Source organism: Micromonospora sp. DT31, assembly GCF_049841795.1.
Taxonomy (GTDB): Bacteria; Actinomycetota; Actinomycetes; order Mycobacteriales; family Micromonosporaceae; genus Micromonospora.
The window spans coordinates 119,645-142,691 of the sequence record NZ_JBNCKZ010000010.1; the positions used below are offsets into that span (position 1 = coordinate 119,645).

The window sequence follows — 23,047 nt, forward strand, 5'->3', positions numbered from 1 at the left end:
CTGCGACGTGATCGGGTACGCGCTGCTCCTCGCCCCCTCCGCCAACCGCGTCTACGCCGACGCGGCGCCCCGGCTGGCCCGCGCCGAACTGGCCGCGTTCGCCGGCTCGGGGGTGCTCGGCGTCGTACCGGCCGACGCGGGGACGACCCGGATCGCCGGGGTGGACTACCTCACGTTCACCGCCCCGGAACCCGGGCTCGGCGCCCGGGACCTGGCGCACCTGGCGAACCTGTCGGCGGCGTACGCCCTCTTCGAACGGGTCGGTGGCGACCTGCTCCGGCCGGTCGCGCTGAGCCCGCTGGCCCGCTACGACTCGGATCTGATCACCATCCCGAAGTACGCCGGCAAGACCAACGAACAGTTCACCCGTCTGCTGCTCAACGTCACAGTGCTCGCCTCCGCGGCCGCGCCGCGGATGCTCGACGGGCCGGTCGTGGTGCTGGACCCGCTCTGCGGCCGGGGCACCACGCTCAACCAGGCGCTCATGTACGGCTACGACGGCATCGGCGTCGAACGCGACAGTCAGGACGTGGAGGCGTACGCGGCGTTCCTGCGTACCTGGCTGCGCCGCAAGCGGCTCAAACACACCGCGGAGACCACGTCGGTGCGCCGGGACCGCAAGTTGGTCGCCCGCCGCTTCGAGGCCGTTGTGGCACCGTCACGGGACGAGCACCGGGCCGGCGCCACGCAGCGGGTCACGGTGCTGAACACCGACACCACCCGGGCCCGGGAGGCGTTGCGCGCCCGGTGCGCCGACGTGATCGTCACCGACGCCCCGTACGGGGTGGCGCACGGCAGCCGCACCGGGCAGGGCCTGTCCCGCAGCCCGCTGGAGCTGCTCACCGCCGCCGTACCGGTGTGGCGGGAACTGCTGCGTCCGGGCGGGGCGCTCGGCCTGTCCTGGAACACCCACGTCGCCCCGCGGGCGGCGGCCGGGGCGGTGCTCACCGGCGCCGGGCTGCGGGTCCTCGACGGGCCGGGCTGGGGTGATCTCGCCCACCGGGTCGACCAGGCCATCGAACGGGACGTGCTGGTGGCGGTCGCCCCATAACCGGATGCCGCGCGCCGGCCGTCGGCGTACCGTTGCTCGCCGTGTATACCGGAACCGCGCTGTTCGACCTGTTGCTGCCGGGTGACTCCCGGTCCCTGAAGGCCAAGCGGTCCTACGTCCGCCCGATCGTCGCCGCGCTGCGCAAGTTCGAGGTCTCCGCCGCCGAGGTGGGGGCGCTCGACCTGCACGGCCGGGCGGAGATCGGGGTGGCCGTGGTGGCCGCCGAACCGGCCCACGTCCGTGAGGTGCTCGACTCGTGCGAGCGGGTGGTCGCCGCCCGCCCGGAGACCGAACTGCTGTCGGTACGCCGTCGCCTGCACGGGGAGGACGACTGACCGGTGCCGGCGCGTCGTGCGGCACACCGGCGGTGCCGCGCGGCGGCCGGTGCGGCGCGGGTAGTGTTCTTCAGCGTTGGGCGGTCGGGTCCGGCGGCGCCGGCGCGCCGTCTCCGGCCGGCGGTGCCGGTTCGCGTGTGGATCCGGCGCCGTGGTGGGCGCAGGGTGATCCTGGAGGTGGGGGGACATGACGGATCCGGCCAAGGTACGCCGGCACGCGGAGCGTGTCCGGGAACTGGTCGCGTCGGTGGTGCGGAGCCAGATCAAGGATCCCCGGCTCGGCATGATCACGATCACGGACGCCCGGATCACCGCCGATCTGCGGGACGCCACCGTCTTCTACACGGTGCTCGGTGACGCGACGGCCCAGGCGAGCACCGCGGCCGCGCTGGAGAGCGCCAACGGGATGCTGCGCAGCACCGTCGGCAAGGCCCTCGGGCTGCGACACTCGCCGACCCTGACGTTCGTCCTCGACGACGTGCAGGACCAGGTCAAGCACATCGACGATCTGCTCGCGGCGGCCCGCAACGCCGACGCGGAGGTGCAGCGGCTGGCCGCGCAGGCCGCGTACGCAGGCGAGGCCCAGCCGTACCGCGTCGACGAGGACGACGAGGACGAGGACTCCCCGGCCGACGGCGGCTCGGACACCGACGAGGAGCCGCGCGGCGGCGACCGGCCGTGAGCGCGGTCGCCGCGGGTCCCACCGAGGCCCAGTGGGCGGCGGCCGTCGCGGCGGTACGCGACCTGCCGCCCGACGCTCGGGTGCTGATGATCTGCCACGTGAATCCGGACGGGGACGCGCTGGGCAGCATGCTCGGTTTCGGGCTGGGTCTGCGCCGGCTCGGCGTGCGCCGGCTCCAGGCCACCTTTCCCGGCCCGCCGGTGGTGCCCGAGCCGCTGGCCTGGTTGCCCGGGATGGACCTGCTGGTGCCACCGGATGACGCGTACCCCGATCCGGAGCTGGTGATCTGTTTCGACGCGGCGAGCGCGTCCCGGCTCGGGGAGCTGGCCGACCGGCTGGACCGGGCGGGCAGGTCGCTGATGCTCGACCATCACGCCTCCAACGTCGGCTTCGCCGACGTCAACCTGGTCGACCCGCACGCCGCTGCCACCTCCGTGGTCGCGTTGCGCCTGCTGGACCGCCTCGGCGTGCCGTTGGACGCGTCGATCGCCGCCGGCCTGTACGTGGCGTTGACCACGGACACCGGCTCGTTCCGCTTCGAGGCGACCACCCCGGCCGTGCACGAGACGGCGGCCCGCCTGCTGGCCACCGGCCTGCGCCCGGGTGACATCTCCCGCCGGGTCTTCGACACCCGCCCGTTCGGCGCCGTCCGGCTCTTCGGCGAGGTGCTGGGCCGGGCCACGCTGGAGCCGGCGGCCGCCGCCGGCAACGGCCTCGTCTGGACGTACGCCACCTGGGCCGACCTGGCTCGCCACGACCAGCCGGCGTACGTGCTGGAGGCGCTCATCGACTCGGTGCGCTGCACCGCCGAGGCGGACGTGAGCTGCGTGGTGAAGCAGGCGGGTGAGGCCGAGTGGGCGGTCTCCCTGCGCAGCAAGGGCGCGGTCGACGTGAGCCGGGTAGCGGTGGCGCTGGGTGGTGGCGGGCACCGGTTCGCGGCCGGCTTCACCGGGCGGGGAGCCATCGACGAGGTGGTCGGTCAGATCCGCGCCGAACTCGCCACCGTCGCCGCGCCGGTGTGACCATCCGTTGCCGCCGCGTCCCGACGGGAAAAGCCCTGCCGGGCGATATGTCGGTTTGCCCGGTGCGCGGGTGGCCGCGAGTGTGAGCTGATCGGCGGCTTTTCCCAGGTTCCCGGCGCGCGGCGGCCTTTCCGCCGTGCGTGGCGCTGGGGACAATCAGGTGATGGATCACCCCCGTGAGCTCACCGTCGAGGCGCCCCGGGTCTGGGACCGCCCGGTCGTCTCCGTGCCGGTGCTGATCTGCCTGTCTCTGGTCGGCGGTCAACTGCCGTCCTTCTCGACCGCGGCCAACCTCTACATCCTGACCACCGGCGGCGGGTTGATCTGGGTCGGCCTGAGCAACCGGGTGCCCCGGCGCCCGGCGCCGCGCCGGCTGCACCGGGCGGCGCTGTGGTGGCTGCTGCCGGCGACGATCTTCGTGGTCTTCGAGGGGGCGACCTTCGTGCTCTCCATGGGCGACGAGTTCCCGACGCTGTCCCGGCTGGCCGATCCGCTGTTGGAGGAGCACCTGCTCCGTTCGACGGCCTGGTTAGCCTGGCTGGCCGCGTTCTGGGGGCTGGTGCGTCGATGATGCGCGCACTTGCCATCGGCGGTTTCCTGGCCGCGCTGCTGCTGTTCGCGGTCGTCGAGTGGGCCGCGCGCCGGGAGGGCTCCCGGATCCCGTCCCTGGCCGACGTCTGCGCCTTCGTGATGCGGTACGAGGTGGGGCCGGTGCCGGTCGGCCGGATCGGGTTGTTCGGTTTCTGGTGGTGGCTGGGCTGGCACTTCCTGGCCCGTTGACGGTCCCGCCCGAGGCGCCGGCGGACCCGGTCGGCCGGCCCGGCGTCGACGTCAGGTGTCCGCATGTCGGGAACCGCGAGCAACATCTGGAAAGTGAACGTTAATTTGGGTGTGGACCGGCGCTTTCGTGGTGCTGGTCACGGGCGGTGGTGCCACACCCGGCTTCGCCTCCCTCCAGGGTCAGACCGACCCGGGCTCACGCTGCCAGGCGAGCCGCTCCGGTGATCCCGGACCGCTGCCGGCGCTCAGCCGCCGACGACTCCGGTCGCGGCGCGACCCTCGTCGCGCCCGGCCCCGAGCGCCGGGCGCCCGTAGGGCCGCCGTGTCCGGTGGCCCGCACCCTGGAAGGACATCCCATGTCGAGCAAGCGCAAGCCGCGGACCGAGAACACCACCGACGAGGCGCGTGAGCAGATGCGTCGCGCGCTGCAGACCTCCATGGACACCCGGCAGTGATCCGGGCCGTCCGGCGGTGACGCCGGCCGGGGCGCGTGCCGCAGCGCCGGCACCACCCTGCGCCGGCACCGCCACGGGTGACCGGGCTCCGCACGGTGCGCCCGGCGGCGCTACCGTCGTCCGGTGCGTCGCATCCTGGTCGTCGGCGGCTCCGGCGCCGGCAAGAGCACCCTCGCCGGTGAGGTGGCCCGGCGGCTCGACCTGCCGCTGATCCACCTCGACCGGCACTACTGGCGCCCCGGCTGGTCCGCCCCCACGGCGGACGACTTCCGCGCCGAGGTGGCCGCGCTCGCCGCCGGCCCGGCCTGGGTCATGGACGGCAACTACGCCAGCACCCTCGATCTGCGGCTGCCCCGCGCCGACCTGCTGGTGCTCTGCGACACCCCCCGAACACGCTGTCTGGTCCGCGTCGTCCGCCGCCGGTGGGCGCACCGGGGCGCGCCCCGACCGGATCTGCCCGAGGGCTGCCCGGAGCGGCTCGATCTCGACTTCGTGTCTCTCGTCTGGCGTCACCCGCGTGCCTCCCGCCCACGGGTGTTGGCCGCGCACGCCACGTACACCCCGGCGCTGCCGGTGCGCCGGCTGCGGGGGTGGCGTGACACCGCCCGGTTCCTGGCCGAGCTCGGTAAGTAGTCGCTGCGTTTGCGTGCCTTACCGGGCGCGTGCCAGGATCGGCGGCGATGAGCACGACCGTCACCCCCACCGGCGCCGCCTCACCCCGGCGGATCGCCGCGCTCGCGCTGCCCGCCTTGGTGGTGCTGGCCGCCGAGCCGCTCTACATCCTGGTCGACACCGCCGTGGTGGGGCACCTCGGCCGGGTGCCGCTGGCCGCGCTCGCCGTCGGCGGCACGGTCATGACGCTCACCGCCTGGATCGGCACCGTCGTCGCGTACGGCACCACGGGACGGTCGGCCCGCCGCTTCGGGGCGGGGGACCGGGCCGCCGCCGTGGCCGAGGGCGTCCAGGCGTCCTGGCTCGCGCTGGCCACCGGGGTGCTGGTGGCGGTCGCTCTCGGCATCGGCGCGGGCGCGTTGGCGCGTACCCTCGTCGGCGGCCCCGGCGAGGTCGCCGACGCCGCCGCCGGATGGCTGCGGATCGCGGCGCTCGGCGCACCAGGCCTGCTGCTGGCCGCCGCCGGCAACGGCTGGCTGCGCGGCATCCAGGACACCCGCCGGCCGCTGCTGTTCGTGCTCGGCCCCAACCTGCTCTCCGCGCTGCTCTGCCCGCTGCTCGTCTATCCGGCCGGGCTCGGCCTGGTCGGCTCCGCGGTGGCGAACGCGGTGGCGCAGACGCTCTCCGGGGTCCTGTTCGCGGCGGCGCTGGTGCGGGAACGGGTCTCGCTGCGGCCCCGACCCCGGGTGATCGGGCAGCAGCTCGTGCTCAGCCGGGACCTGCTGGTGCGGGGCGTGGCGTTCCAGGCCAGCTTCCTGTCCGCGACCGCGGTCGCGGCCCGCTTCGGCGCCGCCGCGGTCGGCGCCCACCAGATCGCCCTGCAACTGTGGTTCTTCACCGTGCTGGTGCTCGACGCGCTGGCCATCGCCGCGCAGTCGCTCGTCGGCGCCGCGCTCGGCGCCGGTGACGCGGCCGGCGCCCGGTTCCTGGCCCGTCGCGTCGCGCTGCTCGGCGGGCTGTGCGGCGTGGCGTTCGCGGTGCTGATCGCCGCGGGCGCCGGCCTGGTGCCGTCCTGGTTCAGCTCCGATCCGCAGGTACGCGAGCAGGCCATGACCGCCTGGCCCTGGTTCGTCGCGCTCCAGCCGATCGGGGGCGTGGTGTTCGCCCTCGACGGGGTGCTGATCGGTGCCGGTGACGTGCGCTACCTGCGCAACCTCACCATCGTGGCCGCGTTCGGCGGGTTCCTGCCGGCGATCTGGCTGGCCTACGGGCTCGACCTCGGGCTGGGCGGCATCTGGGCGGGGCTGACGCTGTTCGTGGTGCTGCGGCTGGTCGGGCTGCTGCTGCGGATGCGCTCCGGGGCATGGGCGGTGGTCGGCGCGGTGCGCTGACGCCTGTCGGCGGGGTGGGTCAGCAGGTGTCCGGCAGGTCCACCGGCTTGTCCGGATCGAAGACGGCCTCCGGGTCCGGCCCGGCGGGCCCGCCGACCGCCGGCCCGCCGAGCGCGAGCAGCCCCTTGGTGAAGGCGGCACAGTCGATGTTGTAGGCGTACGAGTTCGACTTCTCGATCCAGAGCCCCCGGGACGCGCGGGTCACGTCGGAGGTGTGCCTGTTCGCCGGGCGGCAGGCCGACGGTGTGCTGGGGCGCCGCCGGCTCGCCCCAGCGCTGGAAGCCCTGGTAACCGACGCCTGCGACGAGCCCGAAGAAGCCGAGCACCAGCAGCGCGGCCACGGCGCCGAGCAGCTTGCCGGAGTGCGCGCCGAGTGCGATCCGTAGGCGCTCGGCGCGACCGGGCGGGATCTGGCGCGCGGGCTCGCGCAGCCACTCGGGCACCTGTCCCAGGGTGTCCTCCGACGGGCGGTCGGTGACGTGGTGGGCGGGCGTGGGACGGTGATCGGTCATCGGACTTCCCGGGCAGACGCAGCGATGGGGCGCGATCTTGACACCCGGCCGAAGCCGGGCGGTATCCCCCGCGGGGCCGAGCACCGCCGTCTGGCAGGCTTGGCGGTCGTGAGCGCAGACGGTCTGATCGTGGTCGACAAGCCCGGCGGCATGACGTCGCACGACGTGGTGGCGCGCATCCGGCGGCTGGCCCGCACCCGCCGGGTCGGGCACGGCGGCACGCTGGACCCGATGGCCACCGGTGTGCTGGTGATCGGGGTGGGACGGGCGACCCGGCTGCTCACCTACGTGATCGGGGCCGGCAAGGGCTACGCCGCGACGATTCGGCTTGGCCAGTCCACCGTCACCGACGACGCCGAGGGCGACGTGGTGGCGAGCGCGCCGACCGGCACGGTGACCGACGACGCGGTACGCGCCGCGCTGGCCGCGCTCACCGGCGAGATCGACCAGGTGCCGAGCGCGGTCAGCGCCATCAAGATCAACGGACAGCGGGCGTACAAGCGGGTCCGCGACGGGGAGGCGGTCGAGCTGCCCGCCCGTCGGGTGACCGTGTCCCGGCTGGACGTGCGGGCCGTCCGCCGGGACACCCCGGACGTGGTGGACGTGGACGTGGACGTGACCTGCTCCTCCGGGACGTACATCCGGGCGATCGCCCGGGACGCGGGCGCGGTGCTCGGGGTCGGTGGGCATCTCACCGCGCTGCGCCGTACCGCGGTCGGCGGCTTCACCCTGGCCGAGGCCGCGACGCTGGACCAGCTCGAACAGCGCGCGCCGGACGTGGTGACGCTGCCCCTCGACGCCGCCGCCGACCGGTTCTTCCCGCGCCGGGAGGTCACCGGCGACGAGGCCCGGGTGCTCTCCCACGGCGGGCCGCTGGCCCCGGCCGGGATCGCCGGACCGTACGCGGTGTTCGACCCGACGGGCGGGCTGATCGCTATCGTCAGCGAGCGGGACGGGCGGGCCCGCGCGGAGATCGTGCTGGCCCCGGCCTGACCGGGCGCCGACGGACAAGGGAGGTAGCGCATGCAGCGGTGGCGGGGGTACGAGGCGGCGCCCGGCGGCTGGGGGCGGTCCGTCGTCACCATCGGCGTCTTCGACGGCGTGCACAAGGGGCACCAGGCCACCATCGGCCACGCCGTGGCACGCGCCCGCGAGCTGGGCGTCGCGTCGGTGGTGGTGACGTTCGACCCGCACCCGGCCGAGGTGGTGCGCCCGGGCTCGCACCCGGCGGTGCTCACCGAGCCGGCCCGCAAGGCCGAGTTGATCGAGGCGCTCGGCGCGGACGTGCTCTGCGTGGTGCCGTTCACCGCCGAGTTCTCCCGGCTGCCGGCCGAGGCGTTCGTGCACGACGTGCTGGTCGCGCACCTGCACGCCGCGCTCGTGGTGGTCGGCGACAACTTCCGCTTCGGGCACCGGGCGGCCGGTGACGTGCCCCTGCTGGAGCGGCTCGGCCGCACCTTCGGCTTCGCCGTGGAGGACGCCCCGCTGGTGTCCGAGGCGGGCACGGTGTTCTCCTCCACCTACATCCGGTCCTGCGTCGACGCCGGGGACGTGCGGGCGGCGGCCGCGGCGCTGGGCCGACCGCACCGGCTCGAGGGCGTGGTGGTCCGGGGCGACCAGCGGGGGCGTGAGCTGGGCTACCCCACCGCGAACCTGCTCACCCACAGGTACGCGGCGGTGCCCGCCGACGGCGTGTACGCGGCCCGCATGGTGCGCCGCGACGGGGAGCCGTTGGCGGCGGCGGTGTCGATCGGCACCAACCCGACGTTCTCCGGCCGGGAGCGCCGGGTGGAGGCGTACGCGCTGGACTTCACCGGCGACCTGTACGGCGAGCGGCTGGCCCTGGACTTCGTGGCGCACCTGCGGGAACAGCGGACGTACGACGCGGTCGAGCCGTTGTTGGCGCAGATGGCCGAGGACGTGGAGCGCACCCGGCGGGCGGTGTCCTGACCACCTCGGCGACCTTGCCCGGCCGACCCGGCCGGAGGCTGGTAGTCTGGCGGAGACGTCGGCTGACCGACGGGGGCCTCGCGTGCCTGCACGACGCCGCGGGTGCGAGGAACCGGTCCGTTGCACCGGTCACCACGACCGCTCCGGACCTCATCGAATGACCCACGAAACAGGGAGAACATGGCGCTCGACCAGGAAGCAAAGGCCAAGATCCGCCAGGAGTACGCGACCGCGGAGGGCGACACCGGTTCGCCCGAGGTGCAGGTCGCGGTCCTGACCAAGCGGATCGCGGAGCTCACCGAGCACCTGAAGGTGCACAAGCACGACCACCACAGCCGCCGTGGGCTGCTGCTGCTGGTCGGCCGGCGCCGCCGGCTGCTCAACTACGTCCAGAAGAAGGACATCAGTCGTTACCGGTCGCTCATCGAGCGGCTCGGCCTGCGCCGATGACCTGACGGGGGAGTGGCCACTCGGCCGCTCCCCCGTTCCGGTACCACCGAAGAACCCGGCCGCGCGACACCCGAGAGGGAGCCGGTCAGCACCGGTCTCCGGTAGTGGCCCCCGGGAATCCCGGCATGATGCCGGCCATCCCGGGCGCTTCGATCGAAGACCGGCCGCCTGAGCAGTTCCCGTGTCGTCGGCCGACGACGCGAAGGAGCACCACAGCACATGACCGAGACCAGACTCGGCACCGAATCCCGCACCGCCGTGATCGACAACGGGGCCTTCGGCACCCGGGAGATCACCTTCTCCACCGGCCGGCTGGCCCGTCAGGCCGCCGGTTCCGTCGTCGCCCAACTGGGCGAGACGGTCGTCCTGTCCGCCACCACGGCCGGCAAGCAGCCCCGGGAGTCGTTCGACTTCTTCCCGCTGACCGTCGACGTCGAGGAGCGGATGTACGCCGCGGGCCGCATCCCCGGCTCGTTCTTCCGCCGTGAGGGTCGGCCCAGCGAGGACGCCATCCTCACCTGCCGGCTCATCGACCGGCCGCTGCGCCCGTCGTTCGTCAAGGGCCTGCGCAACGAGGTGCAGGTCGTCGAGACCATCCTCGCGCTCGACCCGCAGCACCCGTACGACGTGGTGGCGATCAACGCCGCCTCGATGTCGACCAAGCTCTCCGGCCTGCCGTTCTCCGGCCCGATCGGGGCGACCCGGGTCGCGCACGTCGACGGCCAGTGGGTCGCCTTCCCGACCCTGGAGGAGCTGGCCCGGGCCACCTTCGACATGGTCGTGGCCGGCCGCACCCTGGCCGACGGCGAGGTGGCCATCATGATGGTCGAGGCCGAGGCCACCCCGAACGCGGTGGCCCTGATCTCCGACGGCGCCACCGCGCCGACCGAGGAGATCGTGGCCAGCGGCCTGGAGGCCGCCAAGCCGGCCATCCGCGAGCTGTGCCGGGCGCAGAGCGAGCTGGCCGAGGTCGCCGCCAAGCCGGTCGCCGAGTTCCCGGTCTTCCTGGACTACTCCGACGACGCCTACGAGGCGGTGGCCGGGGTGGCCCGCGCCGACGTCGCCGAGGCGCTGAAGATCGCCGGCAAGGCCGACCGCGAGGAGGCCCTGGACCGGATCAAGGCCAAGGTCGCCGAGGAGCTGTCCGGCCGCTTCGAGGGCCGCGAGAAGGAGCTGTCCGCGGCGTTCCGGTCGCTGACCAAGTCCGAGGTCCGCAACCGGGTGCTGCGCGAGCAGGTCCGCATCGACGGCCGCGGCCCGCGTGACATCCGTCCGCTGTCCGCCGAGGTCGGCGTGCTGCCGCGGGTGCACGGCTCGGCGCTGTTCGAGCGCGGCGAGACCCAGATCCTGGGTGTCACCACGCTGAACATGCTGCGCATGGAGCAGATGGTGGACACGCTGTCCCCGGAGAACCGCAAGCGCTACATGCACAACTACAACTTCCCGCCGTACTCGACCGGTGAGACCGGCCGGGTCGGTTCGCCGAAGCGGCGCGAGATCGGCCACGGCGCGCTCGCCGAGCGGGCGCTGATCCCGGTGCTGCCCCCGCGCGAGGAGTTCCCCTACGCCATCCGGCAGGTCTCCGAGGCGCTCAGCTCCAACGGCTCCACCTCGATGGGTTCGGTCTGCGCCTCGACGCTGGGCCTGCTCTCGGCCGGTGTGCCGCTGAAGGCGCCGGTCGCCGGCATCGCCATGGGTCTGATCTCCGACGAGGTCGACGGCAAGACCCAGTACGTGACGCTGACCGACATCCTCGGCGCCGAGGACGCGTTCGGCGACATGGACTTCAAGGTCGCCGGCACCCGGGACTTCGTCACCGCGCTCCAGCTCGACACCAAGCTGGACGGCATCCCGTCGGACGTGCTGGCCGCCGCGCTCCAGCAGGCGCACGAGGCCCGGCAGACCATCCTCGACGTGATGCAGCGGGCCATCGAGGCGCCGGCCGAGATGTCGGACTACGCGCCGCGGGTCACCACCGTCAAGATCCCGGTCGACAAGATCGGCATGGTGATCGGCCCGAAGGGGCAGACCATCAACGCGATCCAGGACGAGACCGGCGCCGAGATCTCCATCGAGGACGACGGCACGATCTACGTCGGCGCGACCAACGGGCCGTCGGCCCAGGCCGCGGTGGACCGGATCAACGGGATCGCCAACCCGACGCTGCCCAAGACCGGGGAGCGGTTCCTCGGCACGGTGGTGAAGACCGCCGCGTTCGGCGCCTTCATCTCGCTGCTGCCGGGCCGTGACGGCCTGCTGCACATCTCCAAGGTGGGCGACGGCAAGCGGGTCGACAAGGTCGAGGACTTCCTCAACGTCGGTGACAAGGTCGAGGTGGAGATCGCGGACATCGACGCCCGCGGCAAGATCTACCTGGACAAGATCCGTCCGGAGGGCGCCGAGGCGCCGGCCGCCGGTGACGAGCGGCCGGCCGGCCGGGACCGCGGCGGCGACCGTGGCCCGCGTGACCGCGGCGGCGACCGGGACCGCGGTGACCGGGACCGCGGCGAGCGCCGCGCCGAGGGTGGCGAGCGCCGCGCCGAGGGTGGCGAGCGCCGCGCCGAGGGTGGCGAGCGCCGCCCCGAGGGTGGCGAGGGCGGCGAGGGCGGCGGCGATTCCCGCCCGCGTCGCCGGACCCGGCACAGCTGATCCACCGACCGGCCCGGGTGACGTGCGCGTCGCCCGGGCCGGCCCACGGCTCCAGTCGCGCCCGCGCGCTGGGGCCGTCGTTCGTTCCACCCTTCGCCGTACGGAGAGCAGGTCCCCTGTGAGTTCGTCTTCCCCTGCGTCGGGACGCGCGGTCACCCGCACCCTCAGCGACGACCCGCTCGGCGGCACCATCCGCCGCACCGTGCTTCCCAACGGGCTGCGGGTGCTCACCGAGGCGATCCCGGCGATGCGCAGCGTCTCGTTCGGCATCTGGGTGGCGGTCGGGTCGCGCGACGAGACCGGTTCGCAGGCCGGTGCCGCGCACTTCCTGGAACACCTGCTCTTCAAAGGCACCAACAAGCGCAGCGCGTTGGAGATCTCCGCCGAGATCGAGGCGGTGGGCGGCGAGACGAACGCCTTCACCACCAAGGAATACACCTGCTACTACGCCCGGGTGCTGGACGAGGACCTCCCGCTGGCCATCGACGTGATGTGCGACGCGGTCGCCGACTCGGTGCTGACCGCCGCCGACGTGGAGACCGAACGCGGCGTCATCCTCGAAGAGATCGCCATGCACGACGACGAGCCCGGCGACGAGGTGCACGACCTGTTCACCGGCGCCGTCTACGGCGACCACCCGCTGGGCCGGCTCATCTCCGGCACCGAGGAGACGGTCACGGCGATGACCCGGCGGCAGATCCAGAACTTCTACCGCCGCCGCTACACCGCGCCGCAGATCGTGATCGCCGCCGCCGGGAACCTCGACCACACCACGGTGGTCAAGCTGGTCCGGCAGGCGCTGCGGGGCACCCCGCTGGACACCGACCCGGCGGCGCCGGCGCCGCACCGCCCGGTCACCCCGCGGGTCCGCACGAAGCCGGCCACCACACTTGTCGAGCCGAAGGAGACCGAGCAGGCGCACGTCGTCCTCGGCTGCCCCGGCATCGGCCGGACCGACGAGCGGCGGTTCGCCCTCGGCGTGCTCAACAACGTGCTCGGCGGCGGCATGTCCAGCCGGCTGTTCCAGGAGATCCGGGAGCAGCGCGGGCTGGCGTACTCGGTCTACTCCTACGCCGGTCAGTACGCCGACAGCGGTGTGTTCGCCGTCTACGCCGGTTGCGCGCCGGGCAAGGTGGACGAGGTGCTGGACCTGATCCGGGCGGAACTGGCCCGGGTGGCCGCCGACGGGATCACCGAGGCGGAGCTGGTGCGGGGCCGGGGCATGAGCAAGGGCTCGTTCGTGCTGGGTCTGGAGGACACCGGTTCGCGGATGAGCCGGCTGGGCAAGGGGGAGCTGCTCTACGGCAACCTGATGCCTGTGGACGAACTGCTGGCCCGGGTGGACGCGGTGACCCTGGCGGAGGTGAACAAGCTCGCCGCCGAACTGCTCGGCCGGCCCATGTCGCTGGCCGTGGTGGGCCCGTTCGACTCCGGCGCGTTCGACATCGCGCGCTGAGGTTCCGCCGCCTCCCGATCTCCGATCCGCCGGTTGGCGGGCGTCCTGATTGGGATAGGTTGTGCCCCGTGACTGACGTGCGGGAGAGGGGCCCGGCCGAGTCGGCCCGGGTCGGCGTGCTGGGTGCCCGGGGCCGGATGGGCGCGGAGGTCTGCCGGGCGGTGGAGTCCGCCGCGGACCTGGCTCTGGTCGCGGCCGTCGACCAGGGCGACGCCCTGGACGTGGTCGCCGACGCGGGCGCCCGGGTGGTCGTCGACTTCACCACGCCCGACGCGGTCATGGGCAACCTGCGCTGGTGCGTCGAGCACGGCATCCACGCGGTGGTGGGCACCACAGGCTTCACCGAGCAGCGGCTCGCCGAGGTCCGTGGCTGGCTCGCCGACCGTCCCGAGGTGGGCGTGGTGATCGCCCCGAACTTCGGCATCGGCGCGGTGCTGATGATGCAGTTCGCGGCGCGGGCCGCCCGCCACTTCGAGTCGGTCGAGATCATCGAGCAGCACCATCCGCGCAAGCTGGACGCGCCCAGCGGCACCGCCACGCACACCGCCCGGCTGGTCGCCACCGCCCGCGCGGACGCCGGTCTGGGCCCCGCGCCGGACGCCACCCGCGACGAGGTGGCCGGGGCCCGCGGCGCCGACATCGACGGGGTACGCGTGCACGCGGTGCGCGCCACCGGCCTGGTCGCGCACCAGGAGGTGCTGTTCGGCACCACGGGGGAGACGCTCACCATCCGGCACGACTCGTACGACCGGGTGTCGTTCATGCCCGGCGTGCTGCTGGCGGTCCGCGAGGTGGGCCGCCGTCCGGGCCTCACCGTCGGCCTGGACGCCCTGCTGGACTGAACCCGATCGGGCTGCTGGACTGAACCCGATCGGGCGCCGAGCGCCGGCCGGCGGCGGCGGTAAACCGTTGGCCTGGTCGCCGGCACCGACCTACGCTGTCCTTCATGATCGATTTCGGACACTCCGACCGGACCGGCCGTCGGGTGACGCTGCGCCCGGTGGACGATGACAACTGGCGGGCGGTGGCGGACGTGGCGCCCCGCGACGACCAGCGTGCCTTCGTGGCCGCGTTGGCCGCCCGCTACCTGCTGCTCACCACGCGCTCGGACGTCTGGACCTCGTTGGCCGTGCACGCCGACGAGACGGTGGTGGGGCACGTCATGTGGGGTGTGGACGACGACGGGTCGCGCTGGATCGGCGGCATGGTGATCGACGCCGCCGAGCAGGGCCGGGGCCTGGGCCGCGCCACGGTGCGCACGCTCACCGACTGGCTGGCCGGGGCGGGCCAGCCGATCCGCCTCAGCTACCACCCCGACAACGAGCCCGCCGCGGCCCTCTACACCTCCCTGGGCTTCCGCCCCACGGGCGCCGTCGAGGACGACGAGCTGGTGGCCGAACTCTCTCCGGCCTGACGGCCGGGGGTGGAGGCGGTCCTGCCCCGTGCCGGGACCGCCGGCCCACCCACGGAGGGTGGACCGGCGAACCGGGGGGAACTCATCGCTGCGGCGGAACGTTCTCCTCCGGGACGGCCACGTGCAGGCGGAGCTGGGGGACCAGCATGTCGTCCACGTCCAGGGCGCGGGTCGCGCCGTCCGGCTCCCAGCCGGTCGAGCCGAGGAAGGCGCGGGTCGCGGCGTCGGCGTCGAACGCCCACGCCACCGCCCGGGTCAGACCGTCGGTCCGCCAGTGGTCGACCGCCGCGGTGAGCAGCCGGCTGCCGTGCCCGCGCCGGCCCCAGCGGGGCTCGACGAGCAGGTCCGTCACCGCGGCCACCCCGGTCGCGAGCGCCTCGGCGGGCTCGCCTGGAGCCAGCGCGTCTTCGTCGGCCGGCCCGGATGCGACGAACCCCACCAGATAGGATTGCGCCGCCTGTTCGACGGCGACCAGCACCCGGTGCGCGCCCGAGGGCGGTTCCTGCACCGCCGCGCCCCACCGCCGGGCGAGGTACGCCTCGTCCAGGTTGTCGAGCACGTGTCGGGGCAGGATCCGGCGGTACGCAGCCCGCCAGGTCGCGAGTTGGATGCGTGCGATCTCGCCGGCGTCCTCGGGACGCGCGGGCCGGACGTAGCCTGCAGCCATGGCACGTGAGCCTACGCAGGGCGAGGAGGGTGACGGTGGCGCAGGGTGCCGGGCGGACGATCACGCGGGTCGTCGCCGTGGCGGCGCTGGCCGCGGCGGTCACCGTGTTCCTGTCCGTGGCGGCGGTCCGGCACGGCTTCTTCGACCTTCAGGTCTACTACGGGGCGCTCACCTACTGGGCGCGTGACGGCGGGGAGATCTACGACTTCCTGCGGCCCGGCACCCAGTACGGCTTCACCTACCCGCCGTTCGCCGCGCTGGTCATGCTGCCGATGGCGTACCTGCCGTGGAACGCGGCGATCGTGGTGAGCGTGACCGCGACGGTGGTGACAAGCGCGGTGGTGATCTGGTGGCTGCTGGACCCGGTCGCCCGCCGCTGCGGCTGGAGTCGCTGGTTCACCCTGGCCGTCGCGCTCTGCCTGGCCGCCGCGTACGAGCCGATGCGTGAGACGGTCAACTTCGGCCAGGTCAACATGCTGCTGCTCTTCCTGGTGGCGGTGGACCTGCTGTGGTTGCTGCCGGCGCGCAGCCGGTGGGCGGGCGTGGGCATCGGCCTGGCCACCGCGATCAAGCTGACCCCGGGCATCTTCATCGTCTACCTGCTGGTCACCGGCCGTTGGCGGGCCGCGCTCACCGCGGTCGGCACCACGGCCGTCGCCACGCTGGTGGCCGCCGCGCTGTTCCCGGACGCCTCCCGGGAGTTCTGGACCGAGGCGCTGTGGAACACCGACCGGGTGGGCGAGCTGGCGTTCGTCTCCAACCAGTCGCTGCGCGGGGTGGTGGCCCGGTTCGACCCGCAACACCCGAGCACGGTCGTCTGGCTGCTGCTCGTGGTCGTCACGCTCGTGATCTGGGGGTGGCGGTCCCGGGCCGCGGTGGCGGCCGGCGACGAGGCCACCGGCCTGGCCCTGACCGGTGCGGTGATGTGCCTGGTCAGCCCGGTCACCTGGGTGCACCACCTGGTCTGGCTGCTGCCGGGGCTGATCCTGCTCGTCGACAACGGCATGGCGGCGCCCGCACGCAGCCGGCGACGCCGTCTGCTGCTGGCCGCCGCGCTGGTCGGGTACGCGCTGCTGTGCAGCCGGATCGTCTGGTCCTGGGAGAAGGACTTCACCGGCGTGGGCGGGTTCCTGGGCAGCAACACGTACGTGTGGATCAGCCTGGCGTTGCTGCTCGGGTTGCCGGTCCGCCGGTGGGCCGCACCCACCGGCGCGGGTCGCTCAGGTGGGGACGGCCCGGCCGGGTCAGCGGTCGAGACGGGCGGTGTAGCGCAGCTCACGGAGCAGCAGCGGGGCCTGCCCGCCGGACAGCGGCACCGGATAGGTGGACTCCTCGCCGTCCGGTGAGTGCCCGGCCCGCTCGTAGAACCGGCGGGCGCGGGTGTTGTCGGCGAGCACCCACAGCCGGTAGCCGGTCCAGCCGCGTTCGGCCAGGCCGGCCCGGGCGGCCGCGAGCAGCGCCGCCCCGGCGCCCGAGCCCCAGCGCGCCGGCTCCAGGTAGATGGCCACCAGCTCGCCGTGCGCGGGGTCGAGGTCGCCGCGGTCCTGGTTGTTCCGGTACGGCCCGAACGTGGTGAAGCCGACGATCGCCCCGCCGTCCTCGGCGACCAGGGTGGTGAACGGGTGCTCGGGGTCGGCGGTGCCCAGGTCGCGGCGGCGCTGCGCCCAGGCGAGCGGATTCAGTCGACGCAGCACCTCGTCCGGCATGATCCCGGCGTACCCGGCCTGCCAACCGTGGACGTGCACCCGGGCGATCGCGTCGGCGTCGTCGGGCTCCTCCCGGCGGATGGTGAGCACCTGTCCGTTCTATGCCCCGCCGGGCGTTCGGTCCAGCCGCCACTCCTTGTCGTACCCGTGCAATAGGGTCGCCCGCTATGGCCGTACCGGAATCTCTCTCCCTCGCCCAGGCCCGGCGGGTTGCGCTGGCGGCCCAGGGCTTCGCCGACCCGGCGCCCACCGGCGTGCCCACCCGGCGGCACCTGCGACGGGTGCTGGACCGGGTCGGGTTGATCCAGATGGACTCGGTGAACGTGCTCCAGCGGGCGCACTACATGCCGCTCTACAGCCGGCTCGGGCCCTACCCGACGGCCCTGCTCGACGCCGCCGCCTACCGCCGCCCCCGCGAGCTGTTCGAATACTGGGCGCACGAGGCGTCGCTGGTCCCGGTGGGGCTGCACCCGATGTTGCGGTGGCGGATGGCGCGGGCCCGCGACGAGGCGTGGGGCGGGATGCGTCGCATCGCCGAGGAGCACCCCGGCCTGGTGGCCTGGGTCCGCGACGAGCTTGCCGCCCGAGGGCCGCTGACCGCGGCGGAGTTCGAGCACGACGCGCCCCGGGAGACCGGCAACTGGGGCTGGAACTGGTCGGCGGTGAAACGGGCGCTGGAGTTTCTGTTCTGGGCCGGCGAGGTCACCGCCGCCGAGCGCACCAACTCGTTCGCCCGCCGCTACGACCTGCCCGAGCGGGTGCTGCCGGCCGCCGTGCTCGACGCACCCACCCCGGCCGAGGCCGAGGCGCACCGGGCCCTGGTGGCGATCTCCGCCCGGTCCCTCGGGGTCGCCGCCGAGCAGGAGCTGCGCGACTACTTCCGGCTGCCGGTGGCCGGGGCGCGGCAGGCGGTGGCCGAGCTGGTCGAGGCGGGGGACCTGATCCCGGTCACCGTGCAGGGCTGGCGGCAACCGGCCTACCTGCACGCCGGCGCGCGGCTGCCCCGCTGGGTGCGCGGCAACACCCTGGTCAGCCCGTTCGACCCGCTGGTGTGGGAGCGGGCGCGCACCGAGCGGCTGTTCGGCTTCACCTACCGGATCGAGATCTACGTGCCCGCGCCCCAGCGGGTGTACGGCTACTACGTCCTGCCGTTCCGGCAGGGCGAGCGCTTCACCGCCCGGGTCGACCTCAAGGCCGACCGGAAGGCCGGGGTGCTGCTGGTGCCGGCCGCCTGGGTCGAGCCCGGCGCCGACCCGGGGGAGACCGCGGTGGCGCTCGCCGCCGAGCTGTACCGGCTCGCCGGCTGGCTGGGTCTGGACTCGGTCGCCCCGCCGGCCGCCGGCGACCTGGCGGCCCCGCTGGCCGCCGCGCTCGTGGGCGTGGCGGGTGTACGGTGAGCGCGTGACGAGCGTTGACCGGCCTGCCACCGCGCCCGACCCGCACGCCGAGCCGGCCCCACACGCCGACCCGCATGTGTACGCCGGCCCCGACGCCCACGCCGGCCCAGACGCCCACGCCGGCCCCCATGTGCACGCAGAGCCGTATCCGGGTGCGCCCGGGGCGCCGTGGCCGGGTCAGGTGGCCTACCAGCCGGTCGAAACCGATCGCTTCACCCGGATGGTGCTGCGTCTGCACGCCCGCGCCCCGCGCTGGGCGGTGCCGCTGGCCGCCCTCGGCTGCGTCGGCCTGGGCATCGCGTACGCGCTGATCAGCGACCCGACCCGCAGCGACCCGGACGCCGCGCCGAGCTGCCTGCTCAAGCTGACCACCGGCCTGGACTGCCCGGGTTGCGGGGGCACCCGCGCGCTCTGGTATGTGCTGCACGGCGACCTGCCGGCCGCCGCCCGGCACCACTTCCTGTTCATCTTCGCGCTGCCGTTCCTGACCTGGCTCTTCGTCGTCTGGGCCGGCCGGCAGGCGTTCGGTTGGAAGCTGCCGGAGCTGCAGTTCAGCCCGAAGGTGATCGGCTGGTTCCTGGCCGCATGGCTGGTCTTCTCGGTGGCCCGCAACCTGCCCTGGGCGCCGTTCACCTCGCTCTACGTCTGACGGTCACCTCTGAAGGGCGCATGCCCACCCGGCTCATCAGCGTCGTCGCCGTGGCCGCGCGGTGCCCGCTGTCCCTGCCCGGCGGGTGGACGGCCCACTCCCGGTGACGCTGTCGAGCTGAGTCGCCGATGCTCTCGCGACCATCGGCGCCACTCGTGGCGGTACCCCGCCGGGCTGGGCGTGCCCGGCGCACGTGTCGTGCGAGCGCGCCCCGGGCGCGCCTGCCGGTGATCTCACCGGCGACTCAGCTCGACAGGCGCTCAGCGGGCAACCCGGGGGCGGCGAGACGTATGACACGTGCGGGTACGACGCCCCTGGTCGGCCGCGTGCCCGATTTCCCCCGCCCGGCGGGGCCAACTACAGTCCCAGGAATGCCGGAGATGGTGCAGCCCCAGGTCAAGCTGATCGCGTGGACCCAGTTCCAGGCCCCCGACGAGGTGCCGTGGTCCACCGACGCCGAGGGCGGCCAGGCGCTCGCCGAGTTCGCCGGTCGGGCCTGCTACCAGAGCTGGAAGAAGCCCAACCCGGCCACCGCGACGAATGCCGGCTATCTGGCGCACATCCTTGAGGTCGGCCACCTCAGCGTGCTGGAGCACGGTTCGGTGAGCTTCTACTTCAGCGGCGTGTCCCGGTCGTTCACGCACGAGCTGATCCGGCACCGGCACTTCTCCTACTCGCAGCTGTCCCAGCGGTACGTGCCGGAGCGGGACGCGGCCATGGTCGCGCCGTCGGTGATCGCCGACGACCCGGAACTGCACAAGAAGTTCGTCGAGGCCACCGACGCGGCGGTCCGGGCGTACACCGAGTTGTTGGAGGGGCTGGAGGCCCGCTTCACCGACGAGCCCAACCCGACGCTGCGCCGCAAGCAGGCCCGCCAGGCGGCCCGGGCGGTGCTGCCCAACGCCACCGAGACGCGCATCGTGGTGACAGGCAACTACCGGGCCTGGCGGCACTTCATCAAGATGCGCGCCACCGAGCACGCCGACGTCGAGATCCGCGAGCTGGCCGTGGAGTGCCTCCGGCAGTTGCGCGGCGTCGCGCCGAACGTCTTCGCCGACTTCGTCGTCTCCACCCTGCCCGACGGCACCGAGGTGGCGGCGTCGCCGCATCCCGAGTGACTCGTCGCCCTTCGCCGCCGGGCGCCCGGTGGCCGTCCGCTAGGTTGTGAACATGACGCACGACCACCCTGCCGCGCCGAACCGGGGCCCCTCGCGCCCGTTCGGGCGACTGATCACGGCCATGGTGACCCCGTTCGCCCCGGACGGCGGGCTCGACTCCGACGGCGCCGCCCAACTGGCCCGACACCTCGTGGACGAGCAGGGCAACGACGCGCTGGTGCTCAACGGCACCACGGGTGAGTCCCCGACCACCACGGACGAGGAGAAGGAGGCGTTGATCCGCACCGTCGTCGAGGCGGTCGGCGACCGGGCCCGGATCATCGCCGGAGTGGGCACCAACGACACCCGGCACACCGTCGAACTGGCCGCGCAGGCGGAGAAGGCCGGCGCGCACGGGCTGCTCGTGGTGACGCCCTACTACAACAAGCCGCCGCAGGCCGGGCTGCTGCGCCACTTCACCACCGTCGCGGACGCCACCGGCCTGCCGGTGATGCTCTACGACATCCCGCACCGGTCCGGGGTCGCGATCGCCACCGAGACGCTGGTGAAGCTCGCCGAACACGGCCGGATCGTCGCGGTCAAGGACGCCAAGGGCGACGTGCTCGCGACCTCCGAGGTGCTCAGCCGCACCGACCTGGCCTACTACAGCGGCGAGGACGCGCTCACCCTTCCACTGCTGTCGGTCGGCGCGGCCGGCGTGGTCGGCACCTCCACCCACTTCACCGGTGTGCAGACCAAGCAGATGATCGAGGCGTTCGAGTCCGGCGACAACGCCGCCGCGCTCGCGCTGCACCGGCGGCTGCTGCCGCTCTACACCGGTATCTTCCGCACCCAGGGCACGATCCTGGTCAAGGCCGGGCTGACCGCCCAGGGCCTGCCGGCCGGCCCGGTGCGACCGCCGCTGGTCGACGCGACCGGCGACGAACTGGTCCAGCTGCGCGCCGACTGCGCGGCGGCGGGCCTGCCCCTGCCCGAATGATTCGACGATACGACAGACGCCGCGCGACGGCGTCGCAGAATGAGGTGACGTGTGACCGAGGCGCACATCGAGGCTGAGCTCCCCCCGCCGCTGCCGGAGGGCGGCCTGCGGATCATCCCGCTCGGCGGACTCGGCGCCATCGGCCGGAACATGACCGTCTTCGAGTACGACGGCAAGCTGCTCGTCGTCGACTGCGGGGTGCTCTTCCCCGACGTCGAGCAGCCGGGTGTGGATCTGATCCTGCCCGATTTCGGTCCGATCCTGGACCGGCTGGCCGACGTGCAGGCGATCGTGCTCACCCACGGCCACGAGGACCACATCGGCGCGGTGCCGTACCTGCTCGCCCACAAACCGGACATTCCGCTGGTCGGCTCCCAGTTCACGCTGGCCCTGGTGGAGGCGAAGCTGGCCGAGCGGCGGATCCAGCCGTACACGCTCACCGTGCGGGAGGGCGGCCGGGAACGACTCGGCCCGTTCGAGTGCGAGTTCTTCGCGGTGAACCACTCGATTCCCGACGCGCTGGCGGTGGCCATCCGCACCCCGGCCGGTCTGGTGCTGCACACCGGCGACTTCAAGATGGACCAGCTTCCGCTGGACGGTCGGATCACCGACCTGGCCGGGTTCGCCCGGCTCGGCGCCGAGGGCGTCGACCTGCTGCTGTCGGACTCCACGAACGCGGAGATCCCCGGCTTCGTCACCCCGGAACGGGAGATCGGCCCGGTCCTCGACTCGATCTTCGCGAAGGCCAAGGGGCGGATCATCGTCGCCTCGTTCGCCTCGCACGTGCACCGGGTGCAGCAGGTCTTCGACTCCGCGGCCGAGCACGGCCGCAAGGTGGCGCTGATCGGCCGGTCCATGGTTCGCAACATGGGCATCGCCCGGGACCTGGGCCTGCTCAACATCCCGCCCGGCCTGGTGGTCGGGATCGAGGAGGCCACCAACCTGCCGCCCGAGCAGATCGTGCTGATGTCCACAGGTTCGCAGGGCGAGCCGATGAGCGCGCTGGGCCGGATGGCAAGCGGCGACCACCGGCACATCACCATCGCCCCCGGCGACACCGTGGTGCTGGCGTCCTCGCTGGTACCCGGCAACGAGACGTCGGTCTACCGGGTGATCAACCGGCTGGCCCGTGCCGGCGCCGTGGTGGTGCACAAGGACGTGGCCAAGGTCCACGTCTCGGGCCACGCCCCGGCCGGCGAGCTGCTCTACCTGCTCAACGTCGTCCGCCCGAGCAACCTGATGCCGGTGCACGGCGAGTGGCGGCACCTGCGGGCGCACGCCCGGCTCGGCATCGAGTCCGGCGTCGCGCCGGACCGGGTGGTGCTCTGCGAGGACGGCGACGTGGTCGACCTGGTGGAGGGCCGGGCCAGCCTGGTCGGGCGGGTGAAGAGCCGGTACGTCTACGTCGACGGTCTCGCCGTCGGCGACGTCAGCGAGTCGCTGCTCACCGAGCGCCGGATCCTCGGCGACGGCGGTTTCATCGCGACCACCGTGGTGGTCGACTCGGTCACCGGCAAGGTGGTGGCCGGGCCGACCCTCTCGGCGAAGGGCTTCTCCGAGGACCCGGCCGCGTTCAACCCGGTAATTCCGCTGGTCACCGAGGCGCTGAACCGGGCCGCCGCGGACGGCATCACCGACCCGCACCAGCTCCAGCAGATCGTCCGCCGCACCGTGGGACGGTGGGTGAACGACGCGTACCGCCGTCGTCCGATGATCGTCCCGACCGTCGTCGAGGTCTGACAGCGGGCGCCGCACGCCGGTCCACCGTCCGC

The 23,047-nt window shown here is 73.5% G+C and carries 25 protein-coding genes; 22 read left to right on the forward strand and 3 right to left on the reverse strand.

Annotated elements, in window-relative coordinates; all coding sequences use genetic code 11:
- The first annotated feature begins 7 nt into the window (after positions 1 to 7).
- The 8 genes from ACLQ2X_RS18465 (at position 8) to ACLQ2X_RS18500 (ending at position 6,328) form a co-directional block, all read left to right on the forward strand.
- Positions 8 to 1,051, forward strand: a complete 1,044-nt coding sequence (locus ACLQ2X_RS18465) for a TRM11 family SAM-dependent methyltransferase (protein WP_425682276.1) — start codon at positions 8 to 10, stop codon at positions 1,049 to 1,051.
- Between the two features lie 41 nt (positions 1,052 to 1,092).
- Positions 1,093 to 1,386, forward strand: coding sequence for a DUF503 domain-containing protein (locus tag ACLQ2X_RS18470; RefSeq protein ID WP_425682277.1), 294 nt, complete (start codon positions 1,093 to 1,095; stop codon positions 1,384 to 1,386).
- A 187-nt stretch (positions 1,387 to 1,573) separates the two neighbouring features.
- Positions 1,574 to 2,068 (forward strand): 30S ribosome-binding factor RbfA, encoded by a 495-nt coding sequence (rbfA, locus tag ACLQ2X_RS18475; RefSeq protein ID WP_425682278.1) that lies wholly within the window; start codon positions 1,574 to 1,576, stop codon positions 2,066 to 2,068.
- A complete protein-coding gene (locus ACLQ2X_RS18480) occupies positions 2,065 to 3,090 on the forward strand; it encodes a DHH family phosphoesterase (RefSeq protein WP_425682279.1) in 1,026 nt (341 codons plus the stop codon). The genes rbfA and ACLQ2X_RS18480 overlap by 4 nt, the downstream gene beginning before the upstream one ends.
- Positions 3,091 to 3,253: 163 nt before the next feature.
- A complete protein-coding gene (locus ACLQ2X_RS18485) occupies positions 3,254 to 3,661 on the forward strand; it encodes a hypothetical protein (RefSeq protein ID WP_425682280.1) in 408 nt (135 codons plus the stop codon).
- Positions 3,661 to 3,870: a DUF6186 family protein gene (locus ACLQ2X_RS18490; RefSeq protein ID WP_282288781.1), complete on the forward strand. Its 210-nt coding sequence runs from the start codon at positions 3,661 to 3,663 to the stop codon at positions 3,868 to 3,870. Before ACLQ2X_RS18485 ends, ACLQ2X_RS18490 begins: the two co-directional genes overlap by 1 nt.
- A gap of 578 nt (positions 3,871 to 4,448) precedes the next feature.
- Complete coding sequence (locus ACLQ2X_RS18495; RefSeq protein ID WP_425682281.1) at positions 4,449 to 4,958, forward strand: adenylate kinase; 510 nt, start codon at positions 4,449 to 4,451, stop codon at positions 4,956 to 4,958.
- 47 nt (positions 4,959 to 5,005) lie between these two features.
- On the forward strand, positions 5,006 to 6,328 hold the full coding sequence (locus ACLQ2X_RS18500; protein ID WP_425682282.1) for an MATE family efflux transporter: 1,323 nt from the start codon (positions 5,006 to 5,008) through the stop codon (positions 6,326 to 6,328).
- 19 nt (positions 6,329 to 6,347) lie between these two features.
- Here ACLQ2X_RS18500 and ACLQ2X_RS18505 read toward each other — a convergent pair whose 3' ends face one another.
- Positions 6,348 to 6,533: a hypothetical protein gene (locus ACLQ2X_RS18505; RefSeq protein WP_425682283.1), complete on the reverse strand. Its 186-nt coding sequence runs from the start codon at positions 6,531 to 6,533 to the stop codon at positions 6,348 to 6,350.
- A 7-nt stretch (positions 6,534 to 6,540) separates the two neighbouring features.
- Here ACLQ2X_RS18505 and ACLQ2X_RS18510 point away from each other — a divergent pair, with 7 nt between their 5' ends.
- From ACLQ2X_RS18510 to ACLQ2X_RS18545, 8 genes are all read left to right on the forward strand, one after another.
- A complete protein-coding gene (locus ACLQ2X_RS18510; RefSeq protein WP_425682284.1) occupies positions 6,541 to 6,714 on the forward strand; it encodes a hypothetical protein in 174 nt (57 codons plus the stop codon).
- Between the two features lie 150 nt (positions 6,715 to 6,864).
- Positions 6,865 to 7,833: a tRNA pseudouridine(55) synthase TruB gene (gene truB, locus ACLQ2X_RS18515; protein WP_425682285.1), complete on the forward strand. Its 969-nt coding sequence runs from the start codon at positions 6,865 to 6,867 to the stop codon at positions 7,831 to 7,833.
- 30 nt (positions 7,834 to 7,863) lie between these two features.
- The gene (locus tag ACLQ2X_RS18520; RefSeq protein ID WP_425682286.1) at positions 7,864 to 8,790 is read left to right on the forward strand and encodes a bifunctional riboflavin kinase/FAD synthetase; all 927 of its coding nucleotides are present in this window, start codon (positions 7,864 to 7,866) and stop codon (positions 8,788 to 8,790) included.
- A gap of 180 nt (positions 8,791 to 8,970) precedes the next feature.
- Entirely contained in the window at positions 8,971 to 9,240 is a 270-nt protein-coding gene (rpsO, locus tag ACLQ2X_RS18525) for a 30S ribosomal protein S15 (RefSeq protein ID WP_184683203.1), read from the forward strand.
- Between the two features lie 219 nt (positions 9,241 to 9,459).
- Positions 9,460 to 11,889, forward strand: a complete 2,430-nt coding sequence (locus ACLQ2X_RS18530; RefSeq protein ID WP_425682287.1) for a polyribonucleotide nucleotidyltransferase — start codon at positions 9,460 to 9,462, stop codon at positions 11,887 to 11,889.
- 118 nt (positions 11,890 to 12,007) lie between these two features.
- Entirely contained in the window at positions 12,008 to 13,345 is a 1,338-nt protein-coding gene (locus ACLQ2X_RS18535) for a M16 family metallopeptidase (RefSeq protein WP_425682288.1), read from the forward strand.
- Between the two features lie 59 nt (positions 13,346 to 13,404).
- Positions 13,405 to 14,187, forward strand: coding sequence for a 4-hydroxy-tetrahydrodipicolinate reductase (dapB, locus tag ACLQ2X_RS18540; RefSeq protein ID WP_425682289.1), 783 nt, complete (start codon positions 13,405 to 13,407; stop codon positions 14,185 to 14,187).
- Between the two features lie 104 nt (positions 14,188 to 14,291).
- On the forward strand, positions 14,292 to 14,759 hold the full coding sequence (locus tag ACLQ2X_RS18545) for a GNAT family N-acetyltransferase (RefSeq protein ID WP_425682290.1): 468 nt from the start codon (positions 14,292 to 14,294) through the stop codon (positions 14,757 to 14,759).
- An 82-nt stretch (positions 14,760 to 14,841) separates the two neighbouring features.
- Here ACLQ2X_RS18545 and ACLQ2X_RS18550 read toward each other — a convergent pair whose 3' ends face one another.
- Positions 14,842 to 15,426 carry a GNAT family N-acetyltransferase gene (locus ACLQ2X_RS18550; protein WP_425682291.1) on the reverse strand — a complete coding sequence of 195 codons (585 nt, stop codon included), beginning with the start codon at positions 15,424 to 15,426 and terminating at the stop codon, positions 14,842 to 14,844.
- A 35-nt stretch (positions 15,427 to 15,461) separates the two neighbouring features.
- Here ACLQ2X_RS18550 and ACLQ2X_RS18555 point away from each other — a divergent pair, with 35 nt between their 5' ends.
- Complete coding sequence (locus ACLQ2X_RS18555) at positions 15,462 to 16,772, forward strand: glycosyltransferase family 87 protein (protein ID WP_425682292.1); 1,311 nt, start codon at positions 15,462 to 15,464, stop codon at positions 16,770 to 16,772.
- Here the strand turns inward: ACLQ2X_RS18555 and ACLQ2X_RS18560 are convergent.
- Positions 16,671 to 17,222, reverse strand: coding sequence for a GNAT family N-acetyltransferase (locus ACLQ2X_RS18560; RefSeq protein WP_425682293.1), 552 nt, complete (start codon positions 17,220 to 17,222; stop codon positions 16,671 to 16,673). The two genes, ACLQ2X_RS18555 and ACLQ2X_RS18560, sit on opposite strands and share 102 nt — an antisense overlap.
- 77 nt (positions 17,223 to 17,299) lie before the next feature.
- Between ACLQ2X_RS18560 and ACLQ2X_RS18565 the strand changes: the two genes are divergently transcribed.
- From ACLQ2X_RS18565 to ACLQ2X_RS18585, 5 genes are all read left to right on the forward strand, one after another.
- Positions 17,300 to 18,529 (forward strand): winged helix-turn-helix domain-containing protein, encoded by a 1,230-nt coding sequence (locus ACLQ2X_RS18565; RefSeq protein WP_425682294.1) that lies wholly within the window; start codon positions 17,300 to 17,302, stop codon positions 18,527 to 18,529.
- Positions 18,519 to 19,178, forward strand: coding sequence for a DUF2752 domain-containing protein (locus tag ACLQ2X_RS18570; protein WP_425682295.1), 660 nt, complete (start codon positions 18,519 to 18,521; stop codon positions 19,176 to 19,178). Before ACLQ2X_RS18565 ends, ACLQ2X_RS18570 begins: the two co-directional genes overlap by 11 nt.
- Before the next feature lie 380 nt (positions 19,179 to 19,558).
- The gene (gene thyX, locus ACLQ2X_RS18575) at positions 19,559 to 20,296 is read left to right on the forward strand and encodes an FAD-dependent thymidylate synthase (protein WP_425682374.1); all 738 of its coding nucleotides are present in this window, start codon (positions 19,559 to 19,561) and stop codon (positions 20,294 to 20,296) included.
- 52 nt (positions 20,297 to 20,348) lie between these two features.
- Positions 20,349 to 21,275: a 4-hydroxy-tetrahydrodipicolinate synthase gene (dapA, locus tag ACLQ2X_RS18580; RefSeq protein ID WP_425682296.1), complete on the forward strand. Its 927-nt coding sequence runs from the start codon at positions 20,349 to 20,351 to the stop codon at positions 21,273 to 21,275.
- A gap of 51 nt (positions 21,276 to 21,326) precedes the next feature.
- Positions 21,327 to 23,015, forward strand: coding sequence for a ribonuclease J (locus ACLQ2X_RS18585; RefSeq protein ID WP_425682297.1), 1,689 nt, complete (start codon positions 21,327 to 21,329; stop codon positions 23,013 to 23,015).
- Positions 23,016 to 23,047 lie beyond the last annotated feature (32 nt).